We start from the raw sequence: 12,159 nt of genomic DNA on the forward strand, positions 1-12,159 counted from the left end.
CTACGAAACATTACTAATGTTTCTGATAGCATAGTAAATAATAAACTATTCCAGCCGTAATCGTACATAACGCCATTGCATACAACATTGGGGCTTCGCTGGTAATTGCAATATGGGAAAGCCCTGCCCCGACAAGCGAGGCAATGCCAAATCGTGCCGTACCGGCAACGCCGTTTGCGGTGCCTGCCATTTGTGGGTAGCGGTCTAAAATGGCGGCGGAGGCATTGCTGCCGATGGTGGAAAGCATTCCGATATAAAACGGTACGCCTAATGCCATCGCCCAGAAACCAAGTTCAAACATCGCAGTTAAGGCTAGCCAAATTCCAGCTAGCACTTGTAAGGCTAAGGCAATTTGCAGCATTCTTTCCGAGCCGACTTTAACCACCATTTTGCTGTTGATGGCGGTCATAATCACCATTACCACCATATTTAAGCCGAAGAAGTAGCCAAAATATTCCTGCGAAATGCCGTAAATGCCGATGTAAACAATCGAGCCTGAGGTAAGAAAACAGAAAATACCGGCAAAAGTTAAACCGCCAATTAATACATAACCTAAGGTAGGCTTATGCAATAAAAGTTCAGAGAAGTTTTTCAGGCTTTTGCCAAAACTCAGCGGTAAACGTTTTTCTTTGGGCAAGGTTTCGGGGATTTTCCAGCTGATTAACGCCACGCAAAGCAGCCCCATTGCCATCAACACATAAAAAATCGAATGCCAGTGGAAATATTTCGCCACATAACCGCCAATAATTGGGGCAAGCAGCGGAGCGAGCATTGAAATAATCATAATGATCGACATTAAACGGGCAAATTGATTTTTCTCGAACAGATCCCGCACCAATGCCCCAAGCACCACCGCAGGGGCAGAGGCACATAATCCTTGAATTAAACGCAATATATAGAAAGTGTTGATATTTTCCACTTGCGTGAGGAAATAGGCAGCGATTGCCGAACCAATCAGCCCGATTAAAATAATGACCTTTCTTCCGAAACTATCTGCTATCGGCCCCCAGAAAAGCTGCCCGCAGCCGAAACCTAATGTAAATAAGGCTAAGGTGGTTTGCACCTTTTCTTGCGAGACGGCTAAATCTTTGGCGATATCCAAAAACGATGGCAAGTACATATCAATCGCCAAAGGTGGCATCATCGCCATCATTCCCAAAATGATAAAAAAACTGGCGGCAGGTCTTTTATTTTCCATTAGAAACTCTCAATTTCGGCTTGTGTGAGCGGGCGGAATTCGCCTTCGGCTAAGGTTTCGTCTAACACCACATCGCCAATTCGCCAACGGTGCAAGGCTTCCACTTTATTGCCTAAGGCTGCAAACATTCGCTTGACTTGGTGGTAACGCCCCTCGCTGATGGTCAGATTCACATTGTAATCATCTAAGATTTCAAGCTGAGCCGGTAAAGTCGGATCTTTTTCGCCACGCAGTAAAATACCCTCCGCAAGTTTTTCAGCATAAAAATCTTCGACAGGATCTGCCAACGTTACCAAATAAGTTTTTTCGCAATGGTGCTTTGGCGAGGTAATACGGTGCGACCATTTGCCGTCATCGGTTAATAGCACCAGCCCTGTGGTATCAACATCTAACCGCCCTGCCGTATGTAGTTTAGTCATCAGCGGATAGTCAAAAAATTGGAACACGGTTGGATATTCTCCGTCATCGTGTGAACAAATATAGCCTTGCGGCTTATAGAGCATAAAATATTGCCCCTCTTCCACCCATTTAAGAGGCTCACCTTGGTAGCAAATTTCATCGTCTTGGCTGATTTTAGCCGCTCCGCTTTTTTCAATTTTACCATTAACGGTCACTTCACCGATTTTCAATACTTTCGCTGCTTGGGAACGGGTTAAGCCGGTGTTTTCGGCAATGAATTTATCTAAACGCATAGTTTCTCTTTTCTTTATAATTTACATTTGGACACGTTCCCTCTTTGAGCCGTGAGGGGCTAGGGGAGATTTGGCAGGAGAGATTAGCGAAGAGAATAAACAAATAATGCAAAAATCAACAATATTGATAATTTCAAAAGCTATTTTCTCCGTTTATTACTTCTGCCAAATCTCCCCCTCCCCCTCTTTGCTAAAGAGGGGAGCTATATTCTTTTAAAAATTAATCTCAATTATAGCACAACTTCCCACACAAATTGGCTCTGTTCGTCCACCAACGGCAACGCAGATCCCTGCCATTCTCGCAATAATTGATGTTGCATTAAATTCAACGTATCTAACCCCGGCGTACTATTTGGCGTGTATTGAAAAGCAACACGAGCAAGTTGGGTTAGCCCTAAACTGCTTTCAAGGCTGGAGCTGATAACCACAGTAATTCCTAAATTATGAGCTTGTTCAATCAAGCTTTTACATTTTTCGATTGAGCCAATAAGAGTCGGTTTTAGCACAATAGCGGTCAAATTTTGCTCTTTTTTTACCAAAAAATTCGGCTCTCGCACCGTTTCATCCCACGCGATCGCAATGTGGGTTTGCTTGGCAAATTGTCGGGAGAGTTCCGGAGTTTGGCAGGGTTCTTCGATAAATTGGATTCTTGGCTTCTTAGCATTTGCAATTTTTTCGGCAAATTTAACCGCTTGTTCTAAACTCCATAGGCGGTTGGCATCAAGCCTGAGTTGTAAATTTGGGAAAGTACTTAACAATAGATCCGCTTGTTCGCCCTCGCTTTCAGGATTTACGCCGATTTTTAATTTACCGAGCCTAACCGTAGGCTGAAATTTCGCAAAATCACCATAGCATAAAACGGCAGATTGGTAATTGCCCTGCTCGCCTAATTCGCCATTTAATTCTGCCAACGCACAACTTAATCCAAAGGCAACGGAGGGAAATAAGGAACCCAATTCTGTTTCTTGCCCGATTTGCCACGCTTTCAGCCACGCTTTGGCTTGATGTTCCGCTTGTTCTAACGATTCTTCACTAAAAGTCGGAAGTGGTGCAATTTCCCCCCAGCCGATTTGCTCGTTTTGCTGGAGTTTGACGATTAAACCTTCCCGCTCGGTTAAAGTCTGTTTGCGTAATACCACGCCTGTTTGAATCGGTAAGCGGTAGCGATAAAGCTGAACTTGTCGCATCGATTATCCCCAATTATTTGCAAAATTTAATGATTATTCTACCGCTTGTTGGCGTAAAGCCCTAATAAATTCAAGCGAGCTAGTAAATTTCACGGTTTTGGGCTAAAATATGCGGCAAATTTTTACAGAAAATTAACGAGAAAAAGAATGTCTAACCAAAAACGAAAAATGCTTGTTACTTGTGCCTTGCCTTACGCTAACGGTGCAATTCATTTAGGTCATATGCTTGAGCATATTCAAGCGGATATTTGGGTGCGTTTTCAACGTATGCGTGGCAACGAGGTGCATTTTGTGTGTGCCGATGATGCACACGGCACGCCAATTATGCTTAACGCCAATAAATTAGGCATTACCCCTGAGCAACTTATCGAAAAAGCCAAAGCCGATCATATTGCCGATTTTGAAGGCTTTAATATCAGCTTTGATAATTATCACTCAACCCACAGCGAAGAAAACCGTGAAATCACGAGTGAAATCTATAAAAAATTGCGTGCGAATGGTTTTATCAAAAGCAAAGTGATTTCTCAGCTTTTCGACCCTGAAAAAAATATGTTCCTGCCAGATCGTTTTGTGAAAGGTACTTGCCCGAAATGTAAAGCGGAAGATCAATATGGCGATAACTGCGAAGTGTGTGCCTCTACTTATAGCCCGATGGATTTGATTAATCCACGTTCGGCAGTTTCCGGCTCAACACCTGTGGTGAAAGAATCTGAGCATTTCTTCTTTGATTTACCAAGTTTTGAGGGAATGTTAAAAGAGTGGACACGCTCCGGCTCGCTACAATCTGAAATTGCCAACAAAATGCAAGAGTGGTTTGAAAGTGGCTTGCAGCAATGGGACATCAGCCGTGATGCCCCTTATTTCGGCTTTGAAATTCCCGATGCACCGGGCAAATTCTTCTATGTGTGGCTTGATGCCCCTATCGGCTATATGGCATCGTTTAAAAATTTATGCGACCGTCAAGGCATCAATTTCGATGAATTTTGGCAAAAAGATTCGCAAACCGAGCTTTATCACTTTATCGGAAAAGATATTGTCTATTTCCACAGTCTGTTCTGGCCGGCGATGTTAGAAGGTAGCGGCTATCGCAAGCCTACTAATGTTTTTGCTCACGGTTATGTAACGGTAGACGGAGCGAAGATGTCGAAATCTCGTGGTACATTCATTCAAGCCAGCACCTATTTGAAACATATCGACCCTGAATGTTTACGTTATTACTATGCGGCTAAATTAAACGACCGCATTGAAGATTTAGACTTCAGCCTTGATGATTTCGTACAACGTGTAAATAGCGATATCGTTAATAAATTAGTGAACCTTGCCTCTCGTAATGCCGGCTTTATCACCAAACGTTTTGAAGGCAAATTAGCGGATAAATTGGACGATGAAGCCCTATTCAATGATTTCATCGCACAGGCGGAAACCATTGCCAATTACTATGAAAGCCGTGAATTTAACAAGGCAATTCGTGTAATTATGGAGTTAACCGATAAAGCGAATAAATATATTGACGACAAAGCTCCTTGGGTGATCGCAAAAGAAGAAGGCAAAGATGCGGAATTACAAGCGGTTTGCTCAATGGGTATTGAATTATTCCGCATTTTAATGAGCTACTTAAAACCGGTACTACCGCAACTGGCAGCTCGTTCAGAGGCGTTTTTACAAACCACATTAACGTGGGATAACATCGCTACCCCATTATTAGGGCACACCGTTGCACCGTTTAAATCACTCTTCTCACGTCTTGAGAAAAAACAGATTGATGCGGTCATTGACGAAACCAAAGCGTTATTTGCAGATGCTCAAAAAGAAACGAAAAAATCAGAAGAGAAAAAAGGAAAACAAGCGGTGGAAAACCAAAAAAATTCTGCAATCGAGCCGATTGCTCCAGAAATCACCATTGATGATTTTGCAAAATTAGATTTACGTGCGGCTAAAGTCTTACACTGCGAAGCTGTGCCAAAATCAGACAAAATGTTGCGTTTTGAGCTAGACTTAGGCGACCACAAACGCCAAGTATTCTCAGGCATTAAAGCGGCTTATCCAAACCCGGAAGAGTTAATCGGACGTTTTGTGATCGTGATTGCAAACCTCGCACCTCGTAAAATGTCGTTTGGATTGTCTGAGGGAATGATCTTATCAGCCGGCACAGGCGGTGCAAATTTATTCTTGTTAGATGCAGACAGCGGTGTACAGCCTGGTATGCAGGTAAAATAGGAGAACAGTATGATTCAACAAACTCTTTCTATTATTAAACCGGATGCCACACGTCGTAATTTAATAGGGCAAGTGTTGGCTGAAATTGAAAAAGGCGGACTAAAAGTCAAAGCACTGAAAATGTTGCATTTAACCGCAGAACAAGCAGGTGGGTTCTATGCAGAACATCAAGGCAAAGAATTTTTCGAGCCGTTAGTGGCATTTATGACGAGCGAGCCGATAGTGGTTGCCGTATTAGAAGGCGAAAATGCCGTTCAGCACTACCGAGCGTTAATGGGGGCGACTGATCCAACAAAACGTGAAAAAGGCACAATCCGTGATAAATTTGCATTAAGCTACCGTGAAAATTCCGTTCACGGTTCTGATTCGGAAGAATCGGCAAAACGTGAAATTGCTTATTTCTTCGTGCCGAGTGAAATTGTATGATTTTAACTAGGGGCTAATTGAAAAACGTAGGGGCTAATTGCAATTAGCCCCTACAAGATTAAATATACTCTACGCCGACAATGTCAAATTCCACTTTACCGCCAGGCGTGGTAATACTCACAGAATCATCAACTTCTTTGCCAACTAAGCCACGAGCAATCGGTGAATTAACAGAAATTAAGCCCTCTTTGATGTTCGCTTCATCATCACCTACAATGCGGTAGGTAACTTCTTCATCTGTTTCTGCATTAACTAATTGCACTGTTGCACCAAAAATCACTTTGCCATTATTGGTCATTTTTGTTACATCAATAATTTGAGCGTTACCTAATTTACCCTCAATTTCTTGAATACGACCTTCGCAGAAACCTTGCTGCTCACGAGCGGCGTGATATTCCGCATTCTCTTTTAAATCGCCGTGTTCTCGGGCTTCGGCAATGGCATCAATAATCTGCGGGCGACGCACATTTTTCAAAAAATCCAATTCTTCACGCAGTTGCTCTGCACCACGCACAGTCATAGGAATTTGTTTCATTAAGTCTGTTTCCTTACTAAAAATTATCGGTTTACGAATGAAATTGAAAGGGCTATTATTCAATTTCTAACTAAAAATTTCAACTCCCCTTTTATTATGATTTTTAAAAACGCCACTCGCACTTTTTTTCAGAAATTTATCTTATCCACATTACTTATTCCAAGCCTTGTACAAGCAGAAATTAATGCTGAAGAACTCATTCAAACCTTGCCAGCTGGCACTTCAGTGAGTTTTATTGCTAAAAACTTAGACACTAATCAGATTATCACTCAGCATCAAAGTGATGTTTTTATGCTACCGGCAAGCACTCAGAAAGTGTTTACGGCATTAGCAGCAAAATTAACCTTAAGTGATGAATTTCGCTTTCAAACCGCTCTTTTAACGAATGGCACGGTTGAAAACGGCGTGTTAAAAGGTAACTTAATTGCCCGTTTTACCGGTGATCCGGAGCTCACAAGCGGTCAAATTTATCAATTAATTAGCAAATTAAAGCAACAAGGTATCAACAAAATTGAAGGGGATTTAATTTTAGATACGTCCGTTTTTGCCAGCCACGACAAAGCTTCCGGCTGGATTTGGAATGATTTAACAATGTGCTTTAACGCCCCACCGGCAGCGATTAATATTGATAGAAACTGCTTTTATGTTACGCTAAATGCCGATCAACCAATAGGCGAATTTGCCAAAGTGGATGTGCCTTCTGCCTATCCTGTACAGGTATTCAGTGCTGCTTATGTTGTAGATAGCAAAGAAGCCCCTTTTTGCCAACTTGATGTGGTGGTTCACGATAACAATCGCTATCAAATTAAAGGCTGTATGGCTCGCCAATCCAAACCGTTTGGGTTAAGTTTCTCAGTGCAAGCTCCTACCAACTATGGGGCAAATATCATCAATAAACATTTGAAAAGTCTAGGCATTGAGTTTAACGGACAGCTAAAAGAGCCTTTAACGCCACAAGCAGGCACAGTATTAGCCGAACACTATTCAGAGCCATTGACTGTATTACTTAAAAAAATGATGAAAAAATCGGATAACCAAATTGCTGATGCCTTGTTTAGAACCGTTGCCAATAAACAACATAACCGTCCTGCTTCTTTTCAGTTAGGTAGTTATGTAATTCGCCAACTGTTAAAATCAAAAGCCAATATTGATTTTAAAAATAGTGTTGTTGCCGATGGTTCAGGGCTTTCCCGCCATAATCAAATAAGTGCGAATACAATGCTAGACACTCTTGAATATATTGCACAAAATGAAGAAACATTACGCTTATTTGAAACCTTCCCGATTGCAGGCGTAGATGGCACTATTTCAGGTAGAGGTTCAATTTCCACCGAACCGCTGGCGAAAAATCTGATTGCCAAAACAGGGGCATTAAAGGGTGTTTATAACCTTGCCGGCTTTATGAAAAATGCACGCGGTGAGCGAATTGCCTTCGTGCAATTTATTAGTGGTTATTCCACAGGCGAGCTGGAAAGTAAAACCAAACGAGCTCCACTGAACACCTTTGAAAATCGATTTTATATGGCGTTGTTTAATGAATAAGGAAGACTATATTTATGGTTACTCATACTGTTATTGTTACCGATAGAGGGCGAGATAATATTACGGTTTACACGAAAGAACCTGCATTCTTTGTGATTGCAGACCGTACAGATTTTAATGCTCTCAAGCATTTAGAAGAGGCAAATAAAGCAGGCATTTATATTTTATTGGGCGAAAATAAACGATATATCGGACAAGCTTCAGGTAAGATTTATGATCGTATCGCCAAGCATATTAAAGATGATACCAAAACTTGGTGGAATAAAATTATTTTCTTTGGTCGAGAAGATGGACATTTAGATAAATCACAAACTGATTATCTTGAAAAAATACTCATCAATGAATTTAAGAATACCGATTTAATTCTTGAAAATGGCACTATCGGAAACACCTCTTATATTGACAAAACCAGTAAAATCAAAGCAAAAAATGTATTTGATATTGTACAAGAGATTATGGAAGAAGTGGCTCATATCAATATTTTTGAGAGTGAATTGAACAACGAGGAGCAATTATCAGAAGAAGCCTCATATTGTTGGATTGAACTTACTGATGGTACTAAAATTTCGGGGAGAAATTTTAGAGATAATCAAAAAAACTTCTTCAAGCATCTATTAAATTCTCATTATCGAGAGCTGGTCGAAAACTACATCAGAAAAGGAAAACCGACATTAACACATTGTGTTGGTTCAGAGCCTTGCTACCGACCAAATGGTATGGCATATACAACAAAACTTGAAGACGGTATTTATCTCTATACACATTCATCAACGGCTCAACGCCGTAAATCAATTCAATCTTTTGCGGATAGTATCGGGCTAAAGATCACCTTCCATTGGGGGTAAATACAAGCGGTCGTAAATTTTTCATATTTTACGACCGCTTGTATCTTCATTAAGCAATTAAATCTCGATGGCTTCGCTGCATTTTGACATCAATATAGCTGCAGCTCGGCTTGATTTTTAATGCTTTTTCTTGGGCAAAAGCTATTAAGGCATTATAAAGCTCACCGGCAATTCCCTTGCCTTGAAAGACTTCATCAACCCTTGTGGTGTAGGCATCAATCACATTTTCTTTGATGTAGCGGTAACGCAATGTGCCGGCTTTTACCCCACTTTCATCAATATACGCAAACTCAAAATTATCAAGATTGTGTTTAATCATAATTCCTCCGTTTTTTCACACATTCTACGCTGTTTGAGGCTCACTGCAAGCGGTTATTTTCGCAAAAAACTTTGCAAATTCGACCGCTTGCAGATGAAAAAAGCAAACGTTTGCTTTATAATATCCGCCGTTTATTTCACATTTTAACACTCATTTTAAGGAACTTAGAAAAAATGGCGATTCAACAAGCGTTATTAAGTGTGTCTGATAAAAAAGGCATTGTCGAATTTGCACAAGGGCTTGCCGCTCGTGGTGTAAAATTACTTTCTACAGGTGGTACGGCAAAATTATTAGCAGAAGCCGGCTTAGCTGTAACGGAAGTATCTGACTACACAGGCTTCCCTGAAATGATGGACGGTCGTGTAAAAACCCTTCACCCGAAAGTACACGGTGGGATTTTAGGTCGCCGTGGTACTGATGATGAAATTATGAACCAACACGGCATTGAGCGTATTGATATGGTGGTGGTAAATCTGTATCCGTTTGCGGCAACGGTGGCAAAACCGAATTGTACTTTGGAAGATGCGGTGGAAAATATCGACATCGGCGGTCCAACAATGGTGCGTTCTGCGGCGAAAAACCATAAAGATGTGGCTATCGTGGTGAATAATAACGATTTTGATGCAATTCTTGCAGAAATGGATCAAAACCAAAACGGTTTAACCTTAGAAACCCGTTTCAACTTGGCAATCAAAGCCTTTGAGCATACTGCACAATACGATTCAATGATCGCTAACTACTTCGGGCAAAAAGTACCTCCATATCAAGGGGCTGAGGAAGAAGATTTAACCCAAATTTGCGGTCAATTCCCACGTACATTAAACTTGAATTTTGTGCGTAAACAAACTATGCGTTACGGTGAAAATGCTCACCAAAATGCGGCTTTCTACGTAGAAAATGAAGTGAAAGAAGCTTCAGTTTCTACCGCAAAACAGCTTCAAGGCAAAGCATTGTCTTACAACAATATTGCCGACACCGATGCTGCCCTTGAGTGCGTAAAAGAGTTCGCAGAGCCAGCTTGTGTGATTGTAAAACACGCTAACCCTTGTGGCGTGGCGTTAGGCAAAGATATTTTAGAAGCCTACAACCGTGCTTACCAAACCGACCCAACCTCTGCTTTCGGCGGCATTATCGCCTTTAACCGTGAGCTAGACGGCGAAACGGCACAAACGATTGCAGACCGTCAATTTGTGGAAGTAATTATCGCTCCAACGATTTCTGAAGCGGCAAAAGAAGCATTGGCGAAAAAGAAAAATGTGCGTGTGTTAGAGTGCGGTGAATTCAGCCAAGCTGAAAAACGTTTGGACTACAAACGTGTGAACGGCGGCTTATTGGTACAAGATGCGGATCAAGGTTCAGTTTCAATCGAAGATTTACAAGTGGTGTCTGAACGCAAACCAACAGAAGCGGAATTGAAAGATTTACTGTTCTGCTGGAAAGTGGCGAAATATGTGAAATCAAATGCGATTGTGTATGCGAAAGATGGTCAGACTATCGGCATTGGTGCAGGGCAAATGAGCCGTGTCTATTCGGCGAAAATTGCGGGCATTAAAGCAGAAGATGAAGGCTTACAAGTGGCTGGTTGCGTGATGGCATCTGATGCTTTCTTCCCATTCCGTGACGGTATTGATGCAGCAGCGAAAGTCGGTATTACTTGTGTTATCCACCCAGGCGGTTCAATGCGTGATCAAGAAGTAATTGATGCGGCAAACGAACACGGTATGGCGATGGTATTAACAGGAATGAGACATTTCCGTCATTAATATTTAGTTAAACTAAAAGGCTATCTTGTTAAAAGATAGCCTTTGCTTATTTAATCACAGGGTAAGACTTTAATCGCTAGACCGCCTGTTGAAGTTTCACGGTATTTTGCGTTCATATCCCGACCTGTTTCATACATCGTTTCGATCACTTTATCTAAACTCACTTGTGGCGAAGAGGTACGGCGTAATGCCATTCGACTTGCATTAATCGCTTTGACCGAAGCTATCGCATTTCGCTCAATACAAGGTACTTGTACTTGTCCACCAACAGGATCACAAGTTAAACCGAGATTATGTTCCATCGCAATTTCTGCTGCCATACAAACTTGTTCTGCACTACCGCCCATAATTTCTGTTAAACCTGCTGCAGCCATTGAACAAGCGACACCTACCTCACCTTGACAACCTACTTCTGCCCCAGAAATCGAAGCATTCATTTTGTAAAGTGAACCTATCACACTGGTTGTGAGTAAATAACGCTCAATCGTTTCTTGGTTAAGTTGGGCGATAAATTTTTGGTAATAAGCTAACACCGCTGGCACAATACCGCAAGCACCATTAGTTGGAGCTGTTACTACTCGTCCGCCTGCTGCATTTTCCTCATTAACGGCAAGGGCAAACATATTGACCCAGTCGATAATTTGCATAGGATCTGTATTAAACTTACTGTTAGCCTCTAACATCCTGCGTAATGAACAAGCTCGGCGAGCTACTTTAAGTGGACCGGGTAGCAATCCTTCTGTATGTACACCCCGTTCAATACAGGCTTCCATTGTCTGCCAAATCATTGCGAGATAATCAGAAATTTCTTCTTTTGAGCGTAATGCTAACTCATTTTTCCACACAAGTGAGGAAATAGGTAATCCATTCTCTTTACAATGACGTAGCAAATCAGCCGCATTACGATAAGGAAAAGGCACAGAGACATCACTCTCCTTGACCTTTTCAAAATTTGCCTCATCAACAATAAATCCGCCACCAATTGAGTAATAGGTATTTTCAAATAAGATTTCTTCGCCACTTAAAGCCGTGAACTTCACGCCATTTTCGTGTAGCGGTAAGAAATCATTATGAAATGGCATATCCTCAAAAAAATCAAATCGAATCTGCTTAGGTTCATCACTGCTTTCTGCAACCACCAGTTGCTTATTTTGTTTTAAACTTTCAATGGTGTTATCAATACGCTCAATATCCACATTATGTGGCAAATAACCCATTAGCCCCATAATAATGGCGATATCGGTATTATGTCCACGCCCTGTTAAGGATAGCGAACCATAAACATCAACCTTCAAGCGGTCAATTTTTGCCAAAAATTTGCGACTTTGTAATTCATCAACAAATTCTTTTGCCGCTTTCATTGGTCCAACAGTGTGGGAACTGGAAGGTCCAATTCCCACTTTAAACATATCAAATACGCTAATCATAAATACGC

Annotated in this window: 10 protein-coding genes and 1 pseudogene; 5 read left to right on the plus strand and 6 right to left on the minus strand. The window is 41.4% G+C overall.

Annotated features, from left to right (window positions below; genetic code table 11):
- Positions 1-13 precede the first annotated feature (13 nt).
- From V6W77_RS03990 to menC, 3 genes are all read right to left on the minus strand, one after another.
- Positions 14-1,198 carry a Bcr/CflA family multidrug efflux MFS transporter gene (locus V6W77_RS03990; protein WP_334253856.1) on the minus strand — a complete coding sequence of 395 codons (1,185 nt, stop codon included), beginning with the start codon at positions 1,196-1,198 and terminating at the stop codon, positions 14-16.
- Entirely contained in the window at positions 1,198-1,890 is a 693-nt protein-coding gene (gene rsuA, locus V6W77_RS03995) for a 16S rRNA pseudouridine(516) synthase RsuA (RefSeq protein ID WP_334253857.1), read from the minus strand. Before rsuA ends, V6W77_RS03990 begins: the two co-directional genes overlap by 1 nt.
- 230 nt (positions 1,891-2,120) lie before the next feature.
- Positions 2,121-3,077, minus strand: coding sequence for an o-succinylbenzoate synthase (gene menC, locus V6W77_RS04000; protein WP_334253858.1), 957 nt, complete (start codon positions 3,075-3,077; stop codon positions 2,121-2,123).
- Between the two features lie 129 nt (positions 3,078-3,206).
- Here menC and metG point away from each other — a divergent pair.
- Both metG and ndk read left to right on the plus strand, forming a co-directional pair.
- Positions 3,207-5,294, plus strand: a pseudogene (gene metG, locus V6W77_RS04005) (methionine--tRNA ligase); the annotation flags it as partial.
- Between the two features lie 9 nt (positions 5,295-5,303).
- Positions 5,304-5,720, plus strand: coding sequence for a nucleoside-diphosphate kinase (gene ndk / locus V6W77_RS04010; protein WP_112110781.1), 417 nt, complete (start codon positions 5,304-5,306; stop codon positions 5,718-5,720).
- A gap of 58 nt (positions 5,721-5,778) precedes the next feature.
- On the opposite strand, the gene greA is transcribed toward ndk, so the two are convergent.
- A complete protein-coding gene (gene greA / locus V6W77_RS04015) occupies positions 5,779-6,255 on the minus strand; it encodes a transcription elongation factor GreA (RefSeq protein WP_025217005.1) in 477 nt (158 codons plus the stop codon).
- 96 nt (positions 6,256-6,351) lie between these two features.
- On the opposite strand from greA, the gene dacB reads away from it, so the two are divergent.
- Together dacB and V6W77_RS04025 are read left to right on the plus strand one after the other, a co-directional pair.
- Positions 6,352-7,797: a serine-type D-Ala-D-Ala carboxypeptidase gene (gene dacB / locus V6W77_RS04020; RefSeq protein ID WP_334253859.1), complete on the plus strand. Its 1,446-nt coding sequence runs from the start codon at positions 6,352-6,354 to the stop codon at positions 7,795-7,797.
- 14 nt (positions 7,798-7,811) lie between these two features.
- On the plus strand, positions 7,812-8,642 hold the full coding sequence (locus V6W77_RS04025) for a GIY-YIG nuclease family protein (protein ID WP_334253860.1): 831 nt from the start codon (positions 7,812-7,814) through the stop codon (positions 8,640-8,642).
- Positions 8,643-8,691: 49 nt separating this feature from the next.
- Here V6W77_RS04025 and V6W77_RS04030 read toward each other — a convergent pair whose 3' ends face one another.
- A complete protein-coding gene (locus V6W77_RS04030) occupies positions 8,692-8,961 on the minus strand; it encodes a GNAT family N-acetyltransferase (RefSeq protein ID WP_334253861.1) in 270 nt (89 codons plus the stop codon).
- Between the two features lie 173 nt (positions 8,962-9,134).
- Here V6W77_RS04030 and purH point away from each other — a divergent pair, with 173 nt between their 5' ends.
- Positions 9,135-10,724: a bifunctional phosphoribosylaminoimidazolecarboxamide formyltransferase/IMP cyclohydrolase gene (gene purH, locus V6W77_RS04035; protein WP_334253862.1), complete on the plus strand. Its 1,590-nt coding sequence runs from the start codon at positions 9,135-9,137 to the stop codon at positions 10,722-10,724.
- 50 nt (positions 10,725-10,774) lie between these two features.
- On the opposite strand, the gene V6W77_RS04040 is transcribed toward purH, so the two are convergent.
- Positions 10,775-12,151, minus strand: a complete 1,377-nt coding sequence (locus tag V6W77_RS04040; RefSeq protein ID WP_334233039.1) for an L-serine ammonia-lyase — start codon at positions 12,149-12,151, stop codon at positions 10,775-10,777.
- Between the last annotated feature and the right edge of the window lie 8 nt (positions 12,152-12,159).

Origin of the sequence: Mannheimia indoligenes (assembly GCF_036880405.1) — a bacterium.
Lineage (GTDB): Bacteria > Pseudomonadota > Gammaproteobacteria > Enterobacterales > Pasteurellaceae > Mannheimia > Mannheimia indoligenes.

What these genes read in the sequence shown, in the direction of transcription:
- dacB (WP_334253859.1), top strand. Translation starts at nt 6,352, where the DNA reads ATGATTTTTAAAAACGCCACTCGCACTTTTTTTCAGAAATTTATCTTA.
- rsuA (WP_334253857.1), bottom strand. Translation starts at nt 1,890, where the DNA reads ATGCGTTTAGATAAATTCATTGCCGAAAACACCGGCTTAACCCGTTCC.
- V6W77_RS04030 (WP_334253861.1), bottom strand. Translation starts at nt 8,961, where the DNA reads ATGATTAAACACAATCTTGATAATTTTGAGTTTGCGTATATTGATGAA.
- V6W77_RS04040 (WP_334233039.1), bottom strand. Translation starts at nt 12,151, where the DNA reads ATGATTAGCGTATTTGATATGTTTAAAGTGGGAATTGGACCTTCCAGT.
- greA (WP_025217005.1), bottom strand. Translation starts at nt 6,255, where the DNA reads ATGAAACAAATTCCTATGACTGTGCGTGGTGCAGAGCAACTGCGTGAA.
- purH (WP_334253862.1), top strand. Translation starts at nt 9,135, where the DNA reads ATGGCGATTCAACAAGCGTTATTAAGTGTGTCTGATAAAAAAGGCATT.
- V6W77_RS04025 (WP_334253860.1), top strand. Translation starts at nt 7,812, where the DNA reads ATGGTTACTCATACTGTTATTGTTACCGATAGAGGGCGAGATAATATT.
- menC (WP_334253858.1), bottom strand. Translation starts at nt 3,077, where the DNA reads ATGCGACAAGTTCAGCTTTATCGCTACCGCTTACCGATTCAAACAGGC.
- V6W77_RS03990 (WP_334253856.1), bottom strand. Translation starts at nt 1,198, where the DNA reads ATGGAAAATAAAAGACCTGCCGCCAGTTTTTTTATCATTTTGGGAATG.
- ndk (WP_112110781.1), top strand. Translation starts at nt 5,304, where the DNA reads ATGATTCAACAAACTCTTTCTATTATTAAACCGGATGCCACACGTCGT.